Consider the following 22,784-nt stretch of genomic DNA (forward strand, 5'->3'; position numbering starts at 1 on the left):
ATCCTTGCCGTTTTGTTTTTTTATATTGCGGCATGGAGGCTTTCCCAACCAATCATCGCTGTTTTCCGCATCGGATCCCAACGATAACCGCCAAATATACCACTGTTTTGAATAACCCGATGACAGGGAATCAGATACGCAATCGGATTGCTGCCAACAGCAGTGCCCACTGCGCGTGAAGCCTTGGGATTGCCAATTTGAGAAGCAATTGAACCATAAGTGCTTAAATTACCCATCGGAATTTTTAATAGTGCTTCCCATACTTTCAATTGAAATTCCGTCCCCTTGAGGTGCAATTTCACCTGACCGATGTCATTATCCTGTGGATTTAGTGCTTTTAATGCATTTTCGTGCATGATATCTCCTTGTTGTATAAATTTGGCGTTTCGAAAACGCTTTTGGAGTGTCTTGAGCGCAGCGTCTTTATCTTCTTCGTAGGCAATATGGCAAATGCCCTTTGAGGTAGAAGCGATAATGATAGGACCAAAAAGCGTTTCATAGTAATGATAAGAAATGAGTAAGTTGGCGCCTTCATTCTTGTATTCAGCGGGTGTCATCCCTTCGATATTGATAAAGAGTTCGTGCAGCCTGCTACTACTTGAAAGACCCAGCTGAAAGGTGGTTTCTGCAATATTGTTTTCTTTCAATAATGATTTTGCGTGATTTAAACTGATATATTGCAGGAATTTCTTTGGGCTTGTTCCTGCCCAAGAGGTAAACATCCGTTGAAAATGAGCTTCACTCATGTAGACATGGGAAGCGATCTGCCCTAATGTGGGCTGAGTTCTAAAATTTTCCTGCAAGAAATGTATTGCCTTGGCGATACGTTGAAAATCTACTTCTTGTTGAATAGTCATGATTGTCCATTTAGTGTACACAAAGGTGCTAAGAAGAAGAAGTTTATAAAATCCGATTTATGCTATATTGAAAGAATGCTAGGAAGTTTTGTCCGAGTGTCCCAATGATTTTTCAGGAGCGACAATATCCCGGATCAATTGTTTTAGCTCCTTTATTTCCGGGAATCGGCCGGCTCTCTTTCGATCGAAGATTTCTTTGCCGTCTATGCGTATGGTATAGCGGCCTGAAATTTCACTTGGAATAAGCAGGACCCCATGGATATCTTCTGTGAACGAGCTCAGGATTTCTTGGGACATATAGGCAGCACGCAACATCCAATTGCATTTTGGACAGTACTCGATTTCGATAACAGGTTTCGTTGCCATGATTTAAATTAAGCGATTATGCATTCTATAAGACAAATGTACCGATCTCTGTGCTACCGTCAAAACATCCATAAGAAATCCCGTTGTTTTCATTATCCGATTTTTAATGAGGTCATGGTGAGGGAGCCTGCTACAGAATTGTCATTGAACAAAAATAAATCTTCATTTTTTTCCTGTAAAGCCAGGCTATAGATTAAAGGAAGATAGTGCTCCGGTGTAGGGATGGCCAGATCAAACTCTTTTCCCTGCTGCCTGAAATCAATTAAAGCCTGATGATTGCCATCCAGAATAAACTTTTTCATCTTATCATTGGCAAGGGTAGCCCACTCGTAAGCATATCCTGTTGTATTGAGTTTGTCCCAGGCAACCATCCTGAGGTTGTGGACCATATTTCCACTTCCAATAATCAAGACGCCTTTTTTCCGTAGTTCCGCCAGTTGTTGCGCAATTTCATAATGATAGGAAGCAGGCTGGGTATAGTCAATACTCATCTGAATAACGGGGACATCAGCATTGGGGTACAGGTGTTTGACAACAGACCAGGAGCCATGGTCCAAGCCCCATTTATCGTCTAGATGAACCGCTGTTTTTGTGACGATGCGCTTTGTCTCCTGGGCTAATGAGGGGCTTCCGGGGGCAGGGTATTGCACGTCAAACAAAGCTTGCGGGAAACCACCAAAGTCATGGATTGTAGCCGGATGCTCCATGGCCGTAACAAATGTTCCACGTGTCTCCCAGTGTGCTGAGATCACTAAGATTGCTTTCGGTTTTTCGAATGTCTGTCCTATTTTTCTGAACCCTTGGACAAACTCATTGTCTTCAATGGCATTCATGGGGCTTCCGTGTCCTAAAAAAAGAACCGGAAATTTGTCTGTAGCAGCAAGGTCAGTAGAAAATTTACGTAATGAACTTGCGGGGCCTGCTATGCCTGATAGGGGGAGTGTTGCCATAATTTTGATAAAATCCTTTCTACGCATTTGAATGATACGAATAGCGTTAATTATTCGTACAAAATTAGGTGGTCTGGAACGGTATCAGGTATTGTTTTTTAGCCAAATTGTTGTATTATTCGGAAATCAGCTTCTGAATTTCATGTCTAAATTCAGATGGGGTCATCCCAGCTTTCTTCTTAAAAACATTGGTGAAATAAGCTTTTTCCTGATAGCCCAATTCGAAACCTATTTCTGAAATGGTCTTATTTGTTGTTAGCAACAGGTTTTTGGCCTCTATCAGTTTTCTTGTTTCGATGATCTCCGATACACTTTGTTGCAATATACTTTGGCAGATCAGATTTAAATTGCGGGCAGACATAAACAGTTTTTCCGCGTAATAGTTAACGCCCTCCGGTCGTCGATAATTTTCTTCCAGTATAGATAGAAAACTGGTGAATGTTGTACTTTGGTTTTTTAATTGTTGTTGTGTGGCAGGAAATTGTTTTTTTCGCTCAGACTCTATCATAATAAATATTGTGCTTAACAACTGCTTAATTACCGCATAGTCAGCTACGGCTTGTTGCGTTTCCTGTTGCATCATTTGGCACAAAATCACCAACCTGGAAAAACAGGAGGGCTGAAAAAAGGTCAATGTCGCATTTTCGTGAAAATGCGCATAGAGCTGGAAGGTCGTTTCGGGAATGAATTCGCTTTTAAATCTGATTACCCACAAGTCGATCTCTTGGTCCAATAGGAGAGGTGTTACCCGATGATTTTTACCTTGCGCGACAAAACTGATGAACGGAGCTGTATAGGTTTCCGCTTTAAAATCGATAAAATGTTTTAATTGTCCTTTGACACCAATAATCAGTTCTTCGAAATCATGTTGATGTATTTCGTTTTTCGATTCTTGGATGCGTAGTGCTTCATTCGCATCAAGCTGGTAAATTTTGAAAAGTTCGTTCAAAATCGGGGATGGTGATTAAATATTTCTTTTATCCGAATATACGGCTTAATTCATGATTTTTGACTTTTCAACATCAAAAAACTGCGTTTCCACTGAATTTTACGCGTTGTTAGCTTATATCAATTTCTTTTGGCTGCGGTTCGGGCACTGTTCGCCTGCGAATCGGGTTTGATCGCGACCGAAATGGTTGGTTGGTCCAAGTGAATTTAGAGAGGTTGGATTTGGGATCGTTCATGTCGCACCTCCGCTTTTAGTCATGTTATGATCTGTTCAAGTATTGATTTTATAATAGTTTAGAAGTAAGCTAGACTTAGGTTAGGATTTAGTTAGGTGTTGCTTAGCTTTTACCTAAAGAATACCTAAACTAAACCTAAACAAAACCTAAGTAAACCCTAACTAAACATTGGATCTTTATCGGCATTGTTGTTGCTGCTTCTGCCTTGTTTTGCTATGGCCCCCACGGACTGCCGGGCTACGGCTTTTATGCCTGCCCAGGATTCGGTCTCCCTAACCGGGGTGATCCGGCTCATTGGGAGTTTTCCGGTTCTGGTCTTTTGTCTATCCGGCCGGGCTGCGCTCTAGTTCCTCTGGAGGTCTACTGTTATCTGATCCCAGACCTTGCTTCGCTGACCTTTCCGATCCACCGTCTCCGCACCTGTACTCGATTCCCTTTTCTTTTCCACGGCATCCGCCACGCCTGAGTTCCGATTTCCGTTCCGGAAAGGACCCGAAATCCTCCGTCAGGGCACCGGGATACTGTAAATAACGGTAAACCCATGCCCATAGGGTTGTTTTTGCATTGCCATGTCCTTTCTCCGGTACACGGTTCTCCATTTTAGGCTTCCTGGACCCTGTTCTGCAAAAACAATCAGCCACCGTTACAGCGAGTTAGGGGTAAAATGAAATAAATAAGAACAAAAGGCTTGGAAGTTTGTTAATAAACTCCCTATCTTTGCACCACTCCGCAAGGGAGGAACGGTTGCTTCGAAAGAGGGAGCCAATGAAAAAAGAAGGGTTTAACGGGAGTTAAGCGCAGAAACCGAAAAAAGAAAAAGAAAAAAAACTTCAAAAGTTTTTTGGAAGTTCGGGAAAGATTTCTACCTTTGCAGTCCCAACGGAAACGGAGGGAAAAACAAAAAAGATAAAGACGGGCGCAATGCCCATCGGAATATAGCGGATACGGAAGTTGAAGCGCAAAAAGTTCTTTAAGAAAACACAATCATGTAAGCGTGACGAGTAGGAGACGAAAGTCATGAACAAATTCAAGAATTGGTTCAATTCGGTCCAAGATCAGAGATATAAAAAAAGAATTCTGATTATGTAAATAGTTGGAATCAAAAACTTCATTTTACAATGGAGAGTTTGATCCTGGCTCAGGATGAACGCTAGCGGCAGGCCTAATACATGCAAGTCGGACGGGATCCGGTGGTAGCTTGCTACCATTGGTGAGAGTGGCGCACGGGTGCGTAACGCGTGAGCAACCTACCTCTATCAGGGGGATAGCCTCTCGAAAGAGAGATTAACACCGCATAATATAACTATTCGGCATCGTCTGGTTATTAAATATTTATAGGATAGAGATGGGCTCGCGTGACATTAGCTAGTTGGTAAGGTAACGGCTTACCAAGGCGACGATGTCTAGGGGCTCTGAGAGGAGAATCCCCCACACTGGTACTGAGACACGGACCAGACTCCTACGGGAGGCAGCAGTAAGGAATATTGGTCAATGGGCGGAAGCCTGAACCAGCCATGCCGCGTGCAGGATGACTGCCCTATGGGTTGTAAACTGCTTTTGTCCGGGAATAAACCCAGGTACGTGTACCTGGCTGAATGTACCGGAAGAATAAGGATCGGCTAACTCCGTGCCAGCAGCCGCGGTAATACGGAGGATCCGAGCGTTATCCGGATTTATTGGGTTTAAAGGGTGCGTAGGCGGCCCATTAAGTCAGGGGTGAAATACGGTGGCTCAACCATCGCAGTGCCTTTGATACTGATGGGCTTGAATCCATTTGAAGTGGGCGGAATAAGACAAGTAGCGGTGAAATGCATAGATATGTCTTAGAACTCCGATTGCGAAGGCAGCTCACTAAGCTGGTATTGACGCTGATGCACGAAAGCGTGGGGATCGAACAGGATTAGATACCCTGGTAGTCCACGCCCTAAACGATGATAACTCGATGTTGGCGATAGACGCCAGCGTCCCAGCGAAAGCGTTAAGTTATCCACCTGGGGAGTACGCCCGCAAGGGTGAAACTCAAAGGAATTGACGGGGGCCCGCACAAGCGGAGGAGCATGTGGTTTAATTCGATGATACGCGAGGAACCTTACCCGGGCTTGAAAGTTAGTGAAGGATGCAGAGACGCATCCGTCCTTCGGGACACGAAACTAGGTGCTGCATGGCTGTCGTCAGCTCGTGCCGTGAGGTGTTGGGTTAAGTCCCGCAACGAGCGCAACCCCTATGTTTAGTTGCCAGCATGTAATGGTGGGGACTCTAAACAGACTGCCTGTGCAAACAGTGAGGAAGGTGGGGACGACGTCAAGTCATCATGGCCCTTACGTCCGGGGCTACACACGTGCTACAATGGATGGTACAGCGGGCAGCTACATAGCAATATGATGCTAATCTCTAAAAGCCATTCACAGTTCGGATTGGGGTCTGCAACTCGACCCCATGAAGTTGGATTCGCTAGTAATCGCGTATCAGCAATGACGCGGTGAATACGTTCCCGGGCCTTGTACACACCGCCCGTCAAGCCATGAAAGTTGGGGGTACCTAAAGCATGTGACCGCAAGGAGCGTGTTAGGGTAAAACCGATAATTGGGGCTAAGTCGTAACAAGGTAGCCGTACCGGAAGGTGCGGCTGGAATACCTCCTTTCTAGAGTATCGCGGACCGGTGCTCGTCACGTTACATATGATTGCAGATAGTACTGAGAATTGAGATATGAGTACCCGGATAACTTTATGGCGACATAGAGGGTATCCTTTACGCATAAGGAAGTCTCACTGCTAAAAAGAAAAAACATCAGAAGAAAGTGCCCGCCCCTAATGGAGCGGTCCCTGAGAGAAGAGATGAACAGAATAGCTAGTCCCGTAGCTCAGTTGGTTAGAGCACTACACTGATAATGTAGGGGTCAGCAGTTCAAATCTGCTCGGGACTACTTAAAAGATCTGAGGGATGAGATAGGATAAACAGTATGGCGACATACGGGATCTCATATCTATAATCTAACATCTCATATCTAAAAAAAAGGGGAATTAGCTCAGCTGGCTAGAGCACCTGCCTTGCACGCAGGGGGTCAACGGTTCGAATCCGTTATTCTCCACGTTTTTTGGAAGGAATTACAGAGAAAGATAACAGGCCATACAGGGTCTAATATCTCAGATCTAATATCTCCTATCTGAGAAAAAGAGTTCTTTGACATATTGAAAGAGAAAAAAAATTACAAGAGAAGACAACAGTATAGAGACAATGCTTGTATGTGTCCGATGTGATGAGGAGACCCTCGGTCAAGGCCGAACGAATCATTGCGTAGCATACGGGTATATATATCAAAAGCAGCCGCATAGTAGCAAAAGGCTATGCTGGTGAAGAAAGTAAATAAGGGCACACGGGGGATGCCTAGGCTCTCAGAGGCGAAGAAGGACGTGATAAGCTGCGATAAGCTACGGGGATCGGCAAATGCGAGTTGATCCGTAGATTTCCGAATGGGGCAACCTGGCTATTTGAAGAATAGCCGTATAAAACGCGAACGCGCTGAACTGAAACATCTAAGTAGGCGTAGGAGAAGAAAATAACAATGATTTCCCAAGTAGTGGCGAGCGAACGGGAAAGAGCCCAAACCGGTTATGTTACGGCATAGTCGGGGTTGTAGGACCACGATATTGTACAATGCTATGAACTGGAAGCAGGTGGGAAACTGCGCGACAAGGGTGAGAGCCCCGTACAGGCAAAGAATATTGGCATAGTGGTATCCTGAGTACCGCGGGACCGGAGAAATCCTGTGGGAATCCACCAGCACCATCTGGTAAGGCTAAATACTCCTGAGAGACCGATAGTGAACCAGTACCGTGAGGGAAAGGTGAAAAGAACCCCGAACAGGGGAGTGAAAAGAACCTGAAACCGTGTGCTTACAAGCGGTTGGAGCAGACAGTTCTGTGACAGCGTGCCTTTTGCATAATGAGCCTACGAGTTACTCTTGTCTGGCAAGGTTAAGTCCTTCAGGGACGCAGCCGAAGCGAAAGCGAGTCTTAATAGGGCGCATAGTCAGATGAGGTAGACGCGAAACCTTGTGATCTACCCTTGGGCAGGTTGAAGTTGCAGTAACATGTAATGGAGGACCGAACCGATAAACGTTGAAAAGTTTCCGGATGACCTGAGGGTAGGGGTGAAAGGCCAATCAAACTGGGAAATAGCTCGTACTCCCCGAAATGTTTTTAGGAACAGCGTCGGCATGGAGTCTGATAGAGGTAGAGCTACCGATTGGGTGCGGGGGAGTCAAATCCTACCAAATCCAGACGAACTCCGAATGCTATCAGATATGGCCGGCAGTGAGGCTTTGGGTGCTAAGGTCCAAGGCCGAGAGGGAAAGAACCCAGACCATCAGCTAAGGTCCCCAAATCCGTTCTAAGTTGAACTAACGAGGTCCGGTTGCCCAGACAGCTAGGATGTTGGCTTGGAAGCAGCCATTCATTTAAAGAGTGCGTAACAGCTCACTAGTCGAGCGGCCGGGCGTGGATAATAAACGGGCATCAAGAACGGTACCGAAGCTATGGATTTGCACTGGTTGCATCTGGTAGGGGAGCATTCCATATGGGGTGAAGATACCTGGTAATGGGTGTTGGACCGTATGGAAAAGCAAATGTAGGCATAAGTAACGATAAGGCGGGTGGGAAACCCGCCCACCGAAAGACCAAGGTTTCCTGATCAACGTTAATCGGATCAGGGTCAGTCGGGACCTAAGGCGCACCCGAAAGGGGCAGGCCGATGGACAACTGGTTAATATTCCAGTACTCTTCATAACTGCGATGTGGTGACGGAGTAGTGACACTGCCGCGAACTGACGGAATAGTTCGTTGAAAGGCGTAGGTATAGGGGGTAGGCAAATCCGCCGACCCTGCTGAAACCCAATAGTACAGCAAAGCTCCGGTGGCGCTGATAGAGCAGGTAAACAGACTTCCAAGAAAACCCGCTAAGCTTCAGGTTATGAAGACCCGTACCGCAAACCGACACAGGTGGTCGAGGAGAGAATCCTAAGGTGCTCGAGTGAGTCATGGCTAAGGAACTCGGCAAAATGGCCCTGTAACTTCGGGAGAAGGGGCGCTGTCTCAGTGATGAGCAGCCGCAGTGAAAAGGCCCAGGCGACTGTTTAACAAAAACATATGGCTTTGCAAAATCGCAAGATGAGGTATAAGGCCTGACACCTGCCCGGTGCTGGAAGGTTAAGAGGGGATGTCATCCGGAGAAGCATTGAATCGAAGCCCCAGTAAACGGCGGCCGTAACTATAACGGTCCTAAGGTAGCGAAATTCCTTGTCGGGTAAGTTCCGACCTGCACGAATGGTGTAACGATCTGGGCGCTGTCTCAGCCATGAGCTCGGTGAAATTGTGGTATCGGTGAAGACGCCGATTACCCGCAACGGGACGGAAAGACCCCATGCACCTTCACTATAGCTTAACATTGAGATTGGGTACAGGATGTGTAGGATAGGCGGGAGATGTTGAAGCGGCTTCGCCAGGAGTCGTGGAATCAACCTTGAAATACCGCCCTTTCTGTATCCGGTTTCTAACTCGGCTATGTCCGAGGACATTGTTTGGTGGGTAGTTTGACTGGGGTGGTCGCCTCCAAAAAGGTAACGGAGGCTTTCAAAGGTAAGCTCAGTACGCTTGGTAACCGTACGTGGAGTGCAATGGCATAAGCTTGCTTGACTGTGAGACCTACAAGTCGAACAGGGTCGAAAGACGGACATAGTGATCCGGTGGTTCTGTATGGAAGGGCCATCGCTCAAAGGATAAAAGGTACGCTGGGGATAACAGGCTGATCTCCCCCAAGAGCTCATATCGACGGGGAGGTTTGGCACCTCGATGTCGGCTCGTCACATCCTGGGGCTGGAGAAGGTCCCAAGGGTTGGGCTGTTCGCCCATTAAAGTGGCACGCGAGCTGGGTTCAGAACGTCGCGAGACAGTTCGGTCCCTATCTGTTGTGGGCGTTGGAAGTTTGAGTGGATCTGACCTTAGTACGAGAGGACCGGGTTGGACAGACCTCTGGTGAACCTGTTATGCCGCCAGGTGTACGGCAGGGTAGCTACGTCTGGAATAGATAAGCGCTGAAAGCATCTAAGTGCGAAACTAGCCACGAGATGAGACTTCCTTATAGGGTCGTAGGAGATGACTACGTTGATAGGCCATAGGTGTAAAGGTTGAGAGACCAAAGCCAAGTGGTACTAATAGCCCGAAGCTTTCTCAAGCAGACAGACACTGTTGTCTTCCTCTTTAATTTTTGAAATAATCTTTCAATATATATGTCATTTAGACGTGGACATGGATGCGTGCTATGTGGGATCTAATAGGATCTCGGTACTCATATCTCATATCTCACATCTAAAAAGATCTTTAGGTGCCTATATCGGCGGTGTCTACCTCTTCCCATTCCGAACAGAGCAGTCAAGCCCGCCAGAGCCGATGGTATTGCCGTAACAGGTGGGAGAGTAGGTCGGTGCCTTTTTTTACACGGAAGCCCTTGCTGGAAACAGTCAAGGGCTTCTTTCGTTTAGATACTTTTTACAGAGCTTTTTGTTCAACAGGGATATCGGATCAGCAGGAAGTCCGGGGAAACCGGCCCGGAACAGGAGGCCTGGAAACCAGTCAGGGCCGACGGAAACGTTCAACTAAAATCACTTGACTCCTGCAACATTATTATTAGACAATCGTTTGCATTTCGCAAGCTCTTTTTTACTTGGATTTACTATTGTATTATTGTTATGTTAATTTAACAGCATTTCGCAGCTTTCTCATGGGTGGAAATACAGCAATGCGATTTAATATTATAAATGATACACATGAAGATATCTTTTTGGAGTACAAAAGCGCAGGTTAGTTTATTGGTGGGATTGGCTTCTCCGTTTATTTTTCAATCGAATAAGGTCGGTGCGATGACTCACCCGGCTGTTAATTATAAGATGGAACAAACAGTTACTGTTAGTAAGATTATTGCTGTACAGAAAATTAATCCAACAACAGTGGAGATTGTATATGAAAACAACCAAAGGCTGACATTGGATTTCTATGGAAATCATATTTTCAGAATGTTTCAGGATACACACGGTGGTATTATCCGCGATCCGGAAGCGAAACCTGAGGCAAAGATCCTTGTCGAACAACCGCGAAAAGCGGTGAATGAGCTGGAAGTAAAAGATGAAGGAAGTAGCGCTACAATAGCAACCAAGGACATTGTGTTCTCCATAGATAAACAAACCTCTCAATTTAGTATCCTCAATCGTATCACGAATAAAGTTGTCGTCGAGAGCTTAAAGCCTATTGCTTTCGAATCTAAACAAGTGACCTTAACGTTGAAAGAAAATAAGGATGAGTACTTTTTCGGTGGTGGTGTACAAAATGGACGCTTCTCCCATAAAGGTAGAGCGATCGCCATTGAAAACCAAAATAGCTGGACCGATGGCGGTGTAGCATCTCCTACACCTTATTTTTGGTCAACGAACGGTTATGGCTTTATGTGGTATACGTTCAAAAAAGGGAATTACGCATTTGGGGCAAAGACAAAAGGTACCGTAAAATTATCCCATGACACGGATTATCTGGATGTCTTTTTTATGATCAACGATGGTACGGTACCCTTACTTAACGATTTTTATCAGTTAACCGGTAATCCTATACTTCTGCCAAAATTTGGCCTGTATGAAGGTCACCTCAATGCATATAATAGAGATTTTTGGAAAGAAGATGAAAAGGGAATTCTGTTTGAAGATGGAAAACGCTATAAAGAAAGCCAAAAGGAAAATGGCGGTATAAAAGAGTCATTGAATGGCGAAAAAGGGAATTACCAATTTTCGGCCCGTGCTGTTATAGATCGCTATAAAGCACATGATATGCCTTTGGGATGGATTCTGCCCAATGACGGCTATGGCGCTGGATATGGTCAGACCGAGACTTTGGACGGAAATATTAATAACCTAAAGGAATTTGGTGATTATGCCCGTAAAAACGGCGTGGAAATAGGTTTATGGACGCAGTCTGACCTGCACCCTAAGGACAGCATCAGTGCATTACTGCAAAGAGATATTGTCAAAGAAGTACGTGATGCAGGTGTCCGGGTCCTAAAGACGGATGTCGCCTGGGTAGGGCCCGGTTATTCCTTCGGCTTAAATGGTGTCGCTGACGTTGGGCATACCATGCCTTATTATGGTAACAATGCACGACCGTTTATTATTTCATTGGATGGTTGGGCAGGAACGCAACGCTATGCCGGCATTTGGTCGGGCGATCAGACTGGTGGGGTTTGGGAATATATCCGATTCCATATTCCGACGTATATCGGTTCTGGTCTTTCCGGACAGCCAAATATTACCTCGGACATGGATGGAATCTTTGGTGGAAAAAACTTTAAGGTGAACATTCGGGACTTTCAATGGAAAACTTGGACACCAATGGAATTGAATATGGATGGATGGGGATCCAATGAAAAGTATCCACATGCTTTGGGCGAACCCGCAACTTCCATCAACCGTCTTTACCTGAAGCTGAAATCCCAATTAGTTCCTTATAGCTATAGTATAGCTAAACAGGCTGTCGATGGCCTGCCGATGATTCGTGCGATGTTTTTGGAACAGGCAAATCAGTATACACTTGGAAAGGCGACACAATATCAGTATTTGTATGGACCTAATTTTTTGGTGGCACCGATCTATCAGGAGACACGCGTGGATGAGAAGGGCAATGACATCCGAAATGGTATCTATTTGCCTGATGGAGAATGGATAGATTACTTTACCGGTGACAAATATACCGGTGGACGTATCATCAATAATTTTAATGTACCAATTTGGAAACTACCAGTTTTTGTTAAAAATGGAGCCATTATTCCAATTACGAATCCAAATAATAATGTACAGGAGATCAAAAAGGATCAGCGTATTTACGAGGTATATCCGTTTGGAAATTCTGAATTCACGGAATATGATGACGACGGAAAAACAGAAGCTTATCGTTATGGAAAAGGCGTAAATACCAAGATTTCTTCCATACAGAAAGACGACAAAGTGCTGTTCACAATAGCGCCGTCAGAGGGGGAATTTGAGGGATTTGAAAAAGTGAAAGCGACAGAAGTCCGTTTTAATGTAACCGCTGCCCCGAAGAAAGTGACTGCTAAAGTCAATAAAAAAGGAATAAAACTTCAGGAGGCACATTCACTGGCTGAATTTAAGAACCTGGAAAATGCCTACTTCTACGATGCACAACCTGATCTGAATCAGTTTGCAACAAAGGGATCCGAATTTGAAAAGGTCAAGCTGATCAAAAATCCGATGGTATTAGTACGTATCGGTAAGCAGGATGTGTCAGCAGCAGCGCTAGAAATACAAGTTGATGGATTCAGATTCACGCCTAATGACGCGCATTTGGTACAGACGGGAGCGCTTAGGCCTCCTAAGGCCAATGTAACGGAAAGTAATACCCAAGCCTACACATTAACACCGACATGGGAGAAGGTCGCCAATGCAGACTATTATGAGATTGCGTTTAATGATCTGATATACTCGACCATTGAAGATAATCAGTTGTTATTTGAGGGGCTGGATGCAGAAACTGAATATAACTTTAAAATCCGATCTGTTAATAAAGCTGGTGCTTCTGATTGGAGTACATTTAGTGCAAAAACAAAAGCTAATCCGTTGGAGTTTGCGATCGAAGGTATTAAAGCGGAGACCTCCGTAGACAATCAAGGAGGCAACGGCATCAATAAACTGTTCAACTACGATGAAGGGGATATGTGGCATACCAAATGGGGGCAAACTGCGGTTCCGTTTGATATTACGCTAGATCTGAAATCCGTCAATCAGCTGGATAAGTTTGAGTACCTTCCTCGGACCGATGGTGGCAACGGCATCATTTTAAAAGGTAAAGTATTTTATAGCAATGATAAGGATACCTGGTCTGAAGCCGGAAGCTTTGAATGGAAACGTGATGGCGAAATGAAGAGCTTTAGTTTTGGTCAGCATCCTGTCGCACGCTTTATTAAGATTTCGGTTGCGGAGGCTGTCGGCGGCTTCGGTTCAGGTCGTGAGCTCTATGTCTTTAAGGTGCCTGGATCGACTAGCTATTTACCCGGCGATATCAACAACGATCGCCTGATCGACCATAACGATCTGACTTCTTATATTAATTATACCGGATTAAGAATGGAGGATGGGGATTTTGAAGGCTATGTGAGTAATGGTGATGTCAATAAAAATAAGTTGATTGATGCCTATGATATCTCAAATGTCGCCGTGTCGATCGAGGGGGGAGCCAAACCAACCAGAGCGGAGAAAGTTGCTGGTAAGCTAAAATTGACAGCATCCAGGACGTCCTTAAAATCTGGCGATATCGTTGAAATCACCGTAAGCGGAGAAAACCTTAAAGCAGTGAATGCGCTTAGCTTCGCATTGCCTTATAATCAGGGCGATTTTGAGTTTGTGGGAATAGATCCGCTACACCTGAAGGAAATGAATAACTATACCAATGACCGTCTTCATACAAACGGCAGCAAAGCTTTGTATCCTACTTTTGTGAATTTGGGCAATAAGGAAACGCTGAATGGCTCGGAAGTGCTATTTAAGATCAAATTGAAAGCCAAACGTAATGTTAACTTCAATTTAAAAGCGATAGACGGAATTCTAGTTGATAAAAAACTCAATTCGATCAGTTTTTAAAGTAGATTTTGCAACGACGATAAAAAAGGGGAATGTTAACATTCCCCTTTTTTATGCAATGGTAATCCGATCAGGAATACGAGCATCTGGCTTACGCATACCGCTGGATTTAGCCGGCGGTAAAAGCAATAAAGTGATGCCCTATTTTGATCGTATCTCGCTTATTTGTCGCTCCCAGATGATAGGGCATTAATTTAATATCATGTTAAGATCCATCAGGAGGATCTCCGTATCGGGCGAAGTGGCCATGAGTTTAATTTCCGAAACGTCCCAGATACCAAAGCCATCTCTCGTTTCCAACTCTTGTCCCGCTACGTTGACGCTTCCGCTTAAGACAAAAATATAAACGCCATTTCCAGCTTGCTTAACTTTGTAATTTGTTTCGACACCTTTGTCAAAATTACCCATATGAAACCACGCATCCTGATGTATCCATACTCCTTCGTCGGCCGGATCAGGTGAGAGGATCTGTTGAAACTTATTGTGTCTTTGTGATTTGTCCAAGGTGATCTGATCGTATCGGGGTGCTACATTACGTTGGTTCGGGTAGACCCAGATCTGCAGAAATTTAACAATCTGATCGGTATTTTTATTGTACTCACTATGCATGATACCTGTTCCTGCGCTCATCACCTGGATATCTCCCTTTCGGATGATGGCCTGATTACCCATACTGTCTTCATGCTCCAGATCCCCTTCCAGGGGAATACTGATAATTTCCATATTGTCGTGCGGATGCAATCCGAACCCCCTGCCTTCGGCAACAATATCATCATTCAGTACCCGGAGTACACCGAAATGCATACGGTCGGGATTATGGTAATTGGCAAAACTAAAGGTATGGTTACTCTGCAACCAGCCATGATCCGCATAACCCCGGCTTGTTGCTTTGTGTAGTACACTATGGTTTTCCAGTTGATCGGAGTTGTATTGCAACGCATTGGCATCCAGTGTTTCCAAAGGTTCTATTTCATCGATGTCATTCTTCATGACATCTGCTGACTCAGTACTTGATGCAAATATTCCGGAACCTAAAAGTCCCTTTTTTATAAAGTTTTTTTTATTCATGATCTTACGATTTATGTATTCAAAATTAGCCTGCTAAGGAGTGTTTCTCATTGAACTGGTTTAATAACCGAAAAAAACAGAACATTCCCGGTGAATTCATTTATTTGTCAGGAATCAAATCAGGGAATAAACTATAGATTTCATTTTTCAAAAGTCCACTTCCACCGCCATAATGTTTTATCAAACCAATTGGATGGTCTAAATAAGAAAGATGGTCTATGATCTCGGTTTCTTCCTGTGTTGATAAACCAGAGCTCAGCAGCAGGATGTCGCCAGGGTAACTGGAGAGGTATTTCTTACAAGTGGAGAGATCTTGTTGAATGACCGCTTGCCAGCCATTTGTACCTGTTATGATCCGCTGTAGTGTGTGGAGAATTTCCTCGTTTTTTCCGAACAAAATAATGATTAAATTTTTCATTTAATTGTTTGTTTTCATGATTGTATTTACCACGGCATTACCTTTTAATATCTTTGAAATCGGACATTCATCAGCAATTTGCTGTAAACGTAATACCGTGTTTTCTTCGATTGCCTGCCCGAATGAAATTTCTCGGTCAAAATAGGTCACTACTTGTTCTTTTTCAATTCGTAAGTACATATTGGCCGTGACTTGTATTTCATCGATGTGAAGTTCTTTTCTGTCAATATACATCCGTAAGGTTGCTAATGTACATGAAACGAGGGAAGAGACCAATAGGGTGTATGGGTCAGGCCCGAGATCTTTGCCACCCAATTTTTCAGGTTCATCGGTAATCAATTCACCGTTGCGCCATAGAATGGTCGTTTTATATTTTTGCTGGCCAATATGACCGCTGACAGGATTCTCTAAGATATATTTCATACGATGTATTCCTTTGATTTGATACAACAAAATTAAAGTCCATTTGATTCAATTCCATTGATGTAGTTCAAGAAATATGGAAAAGGAGGACTTATTTGACTACCTGAATTTGACAGCGTATACGGCATGATGGAACAAGAAATAATTGTTTGAAAAATAAAATGGCAATGTGAGCTCAATCGCCTAAATTTTCTTAATTTTAGATTGTTTTTATATTTTTATGATGAAGAGATTTTTACTTCTTGCATGTATAGCCTGTATCGTTCCGTTTGCGGCTTTTTCACAATCCCATGAACTTCGTGTCGGTGTAACTTCCGGTGTCTCCAATTTTACGGGGTCTGGAAGCATCGCTAAAAGCACTTTAAATGGCTCTGGTCAGCAGGATTATTATACCAATAATCCTTACGGTAAAAAGTATGGAATTAATTTTGGGGGTGCAGTGAACTACCGTTATGTCTTTGCAAATAATTTTCTTTTAGGTGTAGAAGGTGCTTTTGAACGTTTACAGACCAAGGTTGACCTAGAAGGCAACGAATTCGCAAATGGCAGTCGTGGACTGACCAAGCTCAACCAACAATTTTTGAATTTTAATCCCTTCGTCGGCTATCGTGTTTATTTTGAACCGATGACAATGGATATGCAATTCGGTGTTGATGTAGCGAAGACGTTGAGCATCAAGGAAAACGGAAGTATCGAAGATAAGAGTGGCAATAAGACAAGTTTTGAACGGGATAGAGGTAAAGTAATTGACGTCGATATCCGCCCGCGATTACAGTTTAATGTCAATTATGACCGTTATACGATTTTTGCAGGCTATTCTTGGGGCTTGAAGGATTATCATGATGGAATGCTTGGCGCCGATCCCGGGCCGGCACGATTGAATGTGTTTCGCCTGGGACTGCAATATCAGTTTTTAACTCCGATTTATAACAATGACTAAAAGTCGGCTGGAAGCATTTAGTGATGGCGTATTGGCCATCATCATTACCATTATGGTACTCGAACTAAAAGTACCTGAAGGTTACACTTTTGCAAGTTTAAAACCCCTGTTCCCCAAAATCGTCTCCTATGTAGTCAGTTTTGTCTATGTCGGGCTGTATTGGAATAATCACCATCATCTTTTTCAGATTGTTCAGAAAGTCAATGGGAAAGTATTATGGGGAAATTTACACCTTTTATTTTGGCTCTCCTTGATGCCTTTGACAACCAACTGGATTGGTGAATCCCATTTTGAACGTGATCCCATTATTGCCTATGGCGTTGTATTGATCATGTGTTCCGTAGCCTACAATATTGTTGAATATTTTGCAGTCCAGACGGAAGGAGAAGAGTCCGCTTTAAAACGTGCCGTCAAATCGAAGACCAAGGAGAACATTTCTACAGCCTTGTATTTTCTCGGGATCGGTATATCTTTTATAAATCCGTACGTTAGTCTGTTGATGTATGGTACAGTAGCCATCATGTGGTTAATTCCGGATCGTCGCATCGAAACCTTTATGAAAGATCAGTGAGTAGCTAACCCGAGCGATTCGCAAATAAATTGATAGCGTAGTTCGACGGATGTTTTAGGTACTTCTATGACCTCATATCCAAGCCGTTCATAGACACTTTTCATCTGATGGAATGTAGCTTCGGCTTCTTCCCAAGTCTGCTTTCGCTCATGATCGGTTTCATAAATTTCCTGCCATGGCGGAAGGATAAATATTTTTTTATGATAACGGTATTTTTTAGCTTCTTCAATTAAGGGAGCCGCAACAGTTAACTTTTCCATGTCGATATAGGCGAGTGTATCTGGAATACCTCGGTCAAAAAAGACATACTCTTGGCGTTGGGTGTTTTCTTTGATTTCGAGAAGGTAACGAGCATTGGACGCTGCCAACATTAATGAGGCATAATGTTGCTTATTCTTCCAAGGTAAGCCATCGCCGTTTTTTGCCACCTGTTCTTGAATGATTCGACGTGCTTCTTCGGGCACGGTTCTATAGCCTTCTTTTTTTAGCTTGTTGAGTAATGTAGTTTTGCCGACTCCGGGTCCCCCGGTTAGGACAATAAAATAATTTGTCTGATCCATATAAAAAAAATGTCATGGTCCTCCAATGCATTGAATATTGGTGCTTATTCGAAGGATGTAAAGATTGAAATGATTAAGTGTATTGCTTGGCGATTTTCTTCTCGGGCTCTACATAAAATAGATAAAGGAAGAAGAGAAAAGTATACTCAAGTGGTTTCATTACCCTATAGGTTAGGTTTGATGCCCCGACCGAGTTGATTCTGGTAGAGATGTTGTATCCGTATCTGTCGTAAAAATAACGTACATAACGATGCAACTTGGGAGATAGGTCGCTTAAGATTTCCTCAAAGGCATTGGCCACCAACAGTTGACGGTTAACGATGATCGTATTTCCATGCCGATTCCCTAAACGTAAGGGTTTTACAATTGCTGGATCACCTTTTGCTGCCACGGTACAGAGGTAGTGTCCCCGATGGTCTAAAATAGGTGGATGCATTTTCTGAGAAAAAGCCCAGGTAGTGGTCTCGGTGAATACTTTGGCCATTGAGTCACTATCCTGGCCAAATAGGATAAGAATAGCAGTCATGACGACAAAGAAAGGAACGAGTAAGATCAGCGCCCATACCGGATAGTCCATCTTGGACGAAAGCTGCCTATTGATCTTGTTCAGTATGGGATTTCGATAGTTTCTGTGGATCGCTGTTGCTTTCTCCTCCTGAATGATCTTCCAGATAAAACCTATGCCAAAACAAAAACAGAAAAGCGGTGTGAAAATAAAGTAAAAGGTTCCTTCATTCCCGACATAGCTACTTAAGGTTGATGTATCGTGATAGCTTACCTGAGTCAGCACAAAGATACTAATTATAGATCCCAACATCAAAATAATAAGGGCAAGGACTAAAGGGATCGGTGGTATTTGCCGGCCCTTTATCCAAACGGCGATTACAGCAATATTGAAAACAACAAAATAGATAAACAGCGATAAGGTATGTTTCCCACCAAAAGGTAGGTAGCAGGCGCCATCAACGGGATCGACGGCCTCATGATATTGACTCGAATGGGTCAACAGACCAGCTCCAAATAAAGCTATGGATAGTATGTAGCCAATAACAACGGTATATTCAACGGAAGATATCTTTTTATTTTGCTTTTTAACAGCGGAACGAAGTAGATAATTTAATCCCGCAAAAAAAGCAATGATAAGGAATAAAACAAGGTACATGGCAGCAAATAATAGGAGTGGACGAAAGGGGTTAAAATTCTTCGAAGGTATTGGTAAATCCTGCAGGCCCCCACCAATTTTCCAAATGAGCGGGATTGGCGCAAGCCTCAAAGACCCGGTCTATCGCTGCGTGGACGATCCTGTAGCTAACGATTTCATTGTCAGGTGAATGTGTTGGTGGGATTTGTAACATTGTCTCTCTGTGCCCGGATTTAACCAAATAAACGCTTCCAGAAGTTTTTCTTTTTGCTGATTTCATGTGTATTCTCCGTATCTGTTTCCGCAGGATCTACATGTACTTTTTCAACTTTCACATTGGGTAGAATCTCATTTTCAGGGAGACCATTACGCTGTTCGATGTCTTTGATCTGCTCGAATGCTGTGGTTTGATAAAGCAATGGACCTTCTTTGTCGCAGTTAAAGAGATTAGAATAACTTTTAGACTCATTCAGATCAAAAGGCTGAGGTTCCACAACTTCTGTAGCTTCCAGGAGGCCTAGACCACGCTCTTTGGCAAAATTCAATGCCTTTAAGAAAATCGTGATGCGTCCCTCAGAAAATAATTGATCCAATTCCGATCTAATTTCAGCATTATGGTGATAGTCTTCCAACAGGCGAATGACCTGATCGGCCGAAATATATACGCCGGAGCAATAATTTTCAATAAGCTTGTTTTCTATTTTTTTTGTGAGCGAAGCTATTGGAATAAATTCTTCCCATTTTTTATAATAGGAATCTAATAGTGTATTCGTTGAAAAAGATAATGCGCCGCCACGGACATAGAAATAGGTCTCAAAAAAACCTTGGACGACGGCGATAAAGAAACCATGTGTTTTGTCGAAATAATCATTCTGATCTGTTTCCCGACCGGCGTTTATGGTGTCCTGATATTTTGTTTTATAGAAATCATCAATTTGATACTCGGATGCCAGCGTTTCTATTTTTTCAGGATTTGCAATCAATTCAAAGTACCAGGCGTTAATCTGTTCTTCAGAAATAGGATGGTAACTAATATCAAAGCCCATAATCAGCGGTTTTTAATCTGTTGTTCTATAACTGCTAAATTATTAAAATTTAGCGTGTTGGTCAAGTGAAATGCAAAAGATAATATCGGGGTTGGTGCGGTATACGTTTTTTTAGCCTATTAAGGATGCAATAGTGAAGAATTGGATGGTTTGCCGGTTTAACTAATATTAGTTAATTTCGGACAAAATAAAAATTTATATGAAGCACTTACTATTTGTTATTTTCATGTCGGCGAGTCTATTTTTCACCGCCTGCCAAGCTCCAAGCCCAGAAAATTTTTTCGGAAAAGTTGTTTTAAATACCAATCTTATAGCAGATTTTGCTCCTGATCGTTTTGGTAAACGCCTCGAACAGGAGACTGTTGAATTTGCCGATATCCCCGCGAGTAAGAACGCAGGTGATGAGGCGCAGAAATCCGTGGACATCAAGATCCAGACAGTAGAGAAAGCATTAAAAGACATCAATGCACTCAATGTTTCGGATGATGATGCAAAAGCATTAAAAGAAAAATCCATCGCCTTATTTGAAAAGGTGTTGCCAGTCTATAAAAATGAGTATACTGCTTACGCTAAACTTTGTGATACAAAGGGATCTGCTGAAGAAAAGCAGGCATTGCTACAAAAAATACAGCAAGATTACATGCCCGGGATTGATAAAACATTTGATGAGGTATATGTTCTAGGAAAAGCGTATGCCGAAAAGCATAACCTTAATGTCAACTGGGGCAACTAAAATGGATCAGGAAGTAAACTTATATAGAAATAGAAGCAAAACTGCTAAGCTTCTAAGCCTGTCAGGTGTGATTTGTATCGTTCTTTTATTGCTCTTTTTGTACTGTATCGGAATATTTGACGGTGAACTAAAAGTGAAACCTGCGGTATTCTCGGGCGGAATATTGCTTATAATGCTAGGTCTCTTGGTGAATAGCTTATTAAGTCTTCGGGACAAGTCTGCGCAGATTTCATTACATAAAAGTCATTTCTCCGGAAAAACTACACCAATGGCAAAAGCTTTCGGTGCCGGTAATTGGGATGACGTCACAGCAATTAACTTACAGAAAGTAGGTGGAGATACGTTAGTGATTGTCACTTTAGGCAATGCTTCCAATTATAAAGACCGGCTTCCAGCGATGTTATGGAAAATGGCTTATGATGAAGCGTCACAACAGCTAAATATCATGTACTCGGCTTCTGTGATAGCGATCGAACCCAGCGAACTTTACGAACTTTTTATGACGTATTGGCAAAACTCAAAAAAGGGATCTATGATCAGCTAAGGCATAAGAATCAGCTGATTATAAGAGCTGACAAAGTGTAACGGATCGCGAACTTTACAGCATATTGATCTTGCGTTGGATAGTTTCCTGTTCCAGGGAGCTTTTTGCCAATGCCTGTGCACGCTGAAAGTTCGCGATTGCTTTTTGTCGATCTATATCCTTATAGAGCTCTCCCAAGAGTGTATAATAAAAGTGGTTATCCATTAGATTTAGTTTTTTTGCCTCGGTCAGTGCAATTTTTGGACCTTTAGCTTTGTATAAGGCAAAGGTTCTGTTGAGTGCTGCACCCGGCGAATAATTCACCGCCAGCAAACGATCGTAAAGCAGAAGGATTTCGTTCCATTTTTCTACGGTATCTGCTTTTGCACAATGCCACTGTGCAATTTTTGCTTCGATATGGTAGGAGGTCAATTGATCGCCATCTGCCGACAGATTCAAAAAATAAATTCCCTGATTGATTAAGGCTTGGTTCCAAAGTTTCTCATTTTGTTGTTCATACAGAATGAACTCTCCATCGATACTGTGGCGGGCATCGAAGCGTGAGGAATGAAAACAGATTAACGCGATGAGTGCATTCGTTTTGGGGACATTTGTCTTTTCGTAAGTGGATAACATGAGCGCCAGGCGTAGGGCCTCAATACACAGATCCTTTCTTAGAATCTCATTCTGGGTCTTGGAGTAGTACCCTTCGTTAAACAAAAGGTAAATAATATGCAAAACGTTATCCAGCCTTTTCACGATTTCCTTTTCGGAAGGCAATTCAAGCTGGATCTTTTCTGTGCGAAGCTTTTCTTTTGCCCGGAACAACCGTTTGTTGATGGTTTCCTTGTTTGAAAGAAAGGCTTCGGCAATTTCTTCAATCCCAAAACCACAGAGAATCCGCAGTGCAAGACCTATCTGGGCTTCACTGGCAATCGCAGGAGTGCAGATGGCAAACAGCATCTTTAACTGACTATCCTTGATGTTCTCTTGTGTGAAACTAAATTCATCGGTATAATCCACGGCACGCTGATTTTGATGTATTTCCGGAATCACTTTGTCTTCGAAAATTTTATTCCTTCTAAAGTGACTTAAGGTTTTCTGTTTAGCTACAGTATACAGCCAGGCGGTTGGGTTTGCGGGCAAACCTTTCATTTGCCATGATTCCGTAGCCAGCAAAAAAGTCTCACTGACAATATCTTCGGCAGTTTCGATGTGTTGTAGCCCAAAACGTTTTGAAATTACAGCGACGATCTTGGTGAATTCTTGTTGAAAAAGCTGTTTTAGAAAGTTAGGTTCCATCATACATAATAGG

19 protein-coding genes, 2 tRNA genes and 3 rRNA genes are annotated in these 22,784 nt (G+C 43.2%); 10 read left to right on the forward strand and 14 right to left on the reverse strand.

Annotated elements, in window-relative coordinates; translation table 11 throughout:
- Positions 1 to 20 precede the first annotated feature (20 nt).
- The 6 genes from G6053_RS05865 to G6053_RS05890 all read right to left on the reverse strand — a co-directional run bounded on the left by G6053_RS05865 (position 21) and on the right by G6053_RS05890 (position 3,956).
- Entirely contained in the window at positions 21 to 857 is an 837-nt protein-coding gene (locus tag G6053_RS05865) for a methylated-DNA--[protein]-cysteine S-methyltransferase (protein WP_165305773.1), read from the reverse strand.
- A 78-nt stretch (positions 858 to 935) separates the two neighbouring features.
- On the reverse strand, positions 936 to 1,223 hold the full coding sequence (locus tag G6053_RS05870) for a SelT/SelW/SelH family protein (protein ID WP_108636909.1): 288 nt from the start codon (positions 1,221 to 1,223) through the stop codon (positions 936 to 938).
- Positions 1,224 to 1,315: 92 nt separating this feature from the next.
- Entirely contained in the window at positions 1,316 to 2,173 is an 858-nt protein-coding gene (ygiD, locus tag G6053_RS05875) for a 4,5-DOPA dioxygenase extradiol (RefSeq protein ID WP_206531873.1), read from the reverse strand.
- 115 nt (positions 2,174 to 2,288) lie between these two features.
- Positions 2,289 to 3,122, reverse strand: a complete 834-nt coding sequence (locus G6053_RS05880; protein ID WP_165305774.1) for an AraC family transcriptional regulator — start codon at positions 3,120 to 3,122, stop codon at positions 2,289 to 2,291.
- A 392-nt stretch (positions 3,123 to 3,514) separates the two neighbouring features.
- Positions 3,515 to 3,652, reverse strand: a complete 138-nt coding sequence (locus G6053_RS05885) for a hypothetical protein (RefSeq protein WP_165305775.1) — start codon at positions 3,650 to 3,652, stop codon at positions 3,515 to 3,517.
- Between the two features lie 28 nt (positions 3,653 to 3,680).
- Positions 3,681 to 3,956 (reverse strand): hypothetical protein, encoded by a 276-nt coding sequence (locus tag G6053_RS05890; protein WP_165305776.1) that lies wholly within the window; start codon positions 3,954 to 3,956, stop codon positions 3,681 to 3,683.
- 516 nt (positions 3,957 to 4,472) lie between these two features.
- Between G6053_RS05890 and G6053_RS05895 the strand changes: the two genes are divergently transcribed.
- The 6 genes from G6053_RS05895 to G6053_RS05920 all read left to right on the forward strand — a co-directional run bounded on the left by G6053_RS05895 (position 4,473) and on the right by G6053_RS05920 (position 14,046).
- Positions 4,473 to 5,999, forward strand: a 16S ribosomal RNA gene (locus tag G6053_RS05895).
- 209 nt (positions 6,000 to 6,208) lie between these two features.
- A tRNA-Ile gene (locus tag G6053_RS05900) sits at positions 6,209 to 6,282 on the forward strand.
- Between the two features lie 91 nt (positions 6,283 to 6,373).
- Positions 6,374 to 6,447, forward strand: a tRNA-Ala gene (locus G6053_RS05905).
- A gap of 265 nt (positions 6,448 to 6,712) precedes the next feature.
- Positions 6,713 to 9,587 (forward strand): 23S ribosomal RNA (locus tag G6053_RS05910).
- A 146-nt stretch (positions 9,588 to 9,733) separates the two neighbouring features.
- Positions 9,734 to 9,845 (forward strand): 5S ribosomal RNA (rrf, locus tag G6053_RS05915).
- The 16S, 23S and 5S rRNA genes sit together here with 2 tRNA genes alongside, the layout of an rRNA operon.
- A 334-nt stretch (positions 9,846 to 10,179) precedes the next feature.
- Positions 10,180 to 14,046, forward strand: coding sequence for a TIM-barrel domain-containing protein (locus tag G6053_RS05920; RefSeq protein WP_165305777.1), 3,867 nt, complete (start codon positions 10,180 to 10,182; stop codon positions 14,044 to 14,046).
- 189 nt (positions 14,047 to 14,235) lie between these two features.
- Here G6053_RS05920 and G6053_RS05925 read toward each other — a convergent pair whose 3' ends face one another.
- From G6053_RS05925 to G6053_RS05935, 3 genes are all read right to left on the reverse strand, one after another.
- Complete coding sequence (locus tag G6053_RS05925) at positions 14,236 to 15,114, reverse strand: pirin family protein (protein ID WP_165305778.1); 879 nt, start codon at positions 15,112 to 15,114, stop codon at positions 14,236 to 14,238.
- A 100-nt stretch (positions 15,115 to 15,214) separates the two neighbouring features.
- A complete protein-coding gene (locus G6053_RS05930; RefSeq protein ID WP_165305779.1) occupies positions 15,215 to 15,532 on the reverse strand; it encodes a hypothetical protein in 318 nt (105 codons plus the stop codon).
- Positions 15,533 to 15,955 carry an OsmC family protein gene (locus tag G6053_RS05935; RefSeq protein ID WP_165305780.1) on the reverse strand — a complete coding sequence of 141 codons (423 nt, stop codon included), beginning with the start codon at positions 15,953 to 15,955 and terminating at the stop codon, positions 15,533 to 15,535.
- A 220-nt stretch (positions 15,956 to 16,175) separates the two neighbouring features.
- On the opposite strand from G6053_RS05935, the gene G6053_RS05940 reads away from it, so the two are divergent.
- Both G6053_RS05940 and G6053_RS05945 read left to right on the forward strand, forming a co-directional pair.
- The gene (locus G6053_RS05940) at positions 16,176 to 16,895 is read left to right on the forward strand and encodes an outer membrane beta-barrel protein (protein ID WP_165305781.1); all 720 of its coding nucleotides are present in this window, start codon (positions 16,176 to 16,178) and stop codon (positions 16,893 to 16,895) included.
- Positions 16,888 to 17,466: a TMEM175 family protein gene (locus G6053_RS05945; RefSeq protein WP_165305782.1), complete on the forward strand. Its 579-nt coding sequence runs from the start codon at positions 16,888 to 16,890 to the stop codon at positions 17,464 to 17,466. The genes G6053_RS05940 and G6053_RS05945 overlap by 8 nt, the downstream gene beginning before the upstream one ends.
- Here the strand turns inward: G6053_RS05945 and G6053_RS05950 are convergent.
- The 4 genes from G6053_RS05950 to G6053_RS05965 form a co-directional block, all read right to left on the reverse strand.
- Positions 17,460 to 18,026 carry an AAA family ATPase gene (locus tag G6053_RS05950; protein ID WP_165305783.1) on the reverse strand — a complete coding sequence of 189 codons (567 nt, stop codon included), beginning with the start codon at positions 18,024 to 18,026 and terminating at the stop codon, positions 17,460 to 17,462. The genes G6053_RS05945 and G6053_RS05950 overlap by 7 nt on opposite strands.
- 73 nt (positions 18,027 to 18,099) lie before the next feature.
- Positions 18,100 to 19,188, reverse strand: coding sequence for a DUF6688 family protein (locus G6053_RS05955; RefSeq protein WP_165305784.1), 1,089 nt, complete (start codon positions 19,186 to 19,188; stop codon positions 18,100 to 18,102).
- Positions 19,189 to 19,219: 31 nt separating this feature from the next.
- Positions 19,220 to 19,381 (reverse strand): hypothetical protein, encoded by a 162-nt coding sequence (locus tag G6053_RS05960; RefSeq protein ID WP_165305785.1) that lies wholly within the window; start codon positions 19,379 to 19,381, stop codon positions 19,220 to 19,222.
- 19 nt (positions 19,382 to 19,400) lie between these two features.
- Positions 19,401 to 20,213: a hypothetical protein gene (locus tag G6053_RS05965; protein ID WP_165305786.1), complete on the reverse strand. Its 813-nt coding sequence runs from the start codon at positions 20,211 to 20,213 to the stop codon at positions 19,401 to 19,403.
- A gap of 199 nt (positions 20,214 to 20,412) precedes the next feature.
- Here G6053_RS05965 and G6053_RS05970 point away from each other — a divergent pair, with 199 nt between their 5' ends.
- Positions 20,413 to 20,946 carry a hypothetical protein gene (locus tag G6053_RS05970; protein WP_165305787.1) on the forward strand — a complete coding sequence of 178 codons (534 nt, stop codon included), beginning with the start codon at positions 20,413 to 20,415 and terminating at the stop codon, positions 20,944 to 20,946.
- Complete coding sequence (locus G6053_RS05975; protein ID WP_146191162.1) at positions 20,927 to 21,490, forward strand: hypothetical protein; 564 nt, start codon at positions 20,927 to 20,929, stop codon at positions 21,488 to 21,490. Before G6053_RS05970 ends, G6053_RS05975 begins: the two co-directional genes overlap by 20 nt.
- 54 nt (positions 21,491 to 21,544) lie before the next feature.
- Here G6053_RS05975 and G6053_RS05980 read toward each other — a convergent pair whose 3' ends face one another.
- Positions 21,545 to 22,774, reverse strand: a complete 1,230-nt coding sequence (locus G6053_RS05980; RefSeq protein WP_241254936.1) for a sigma-70 family RNA polymerase sigma factor — start codon at positions 22,772 to 22,774, stop codon at positions 21,545 to 21,547.
- Positions 22,775 to 22,784 lie beyond the last annotated feature (10 nt).

Origin of the sequence: Sphingobacterium sp. DR205 (genome assembly GCF_011064245.1) — a bacterium.
GTDB classification, from domain to species: domain Bacteria; phylum Bacteroidota; class Bacteroidia; order Sphingobacteriales; family Sphingobacteriaceae; genus Sphingobacterium; species Sphingobacterium athyrii.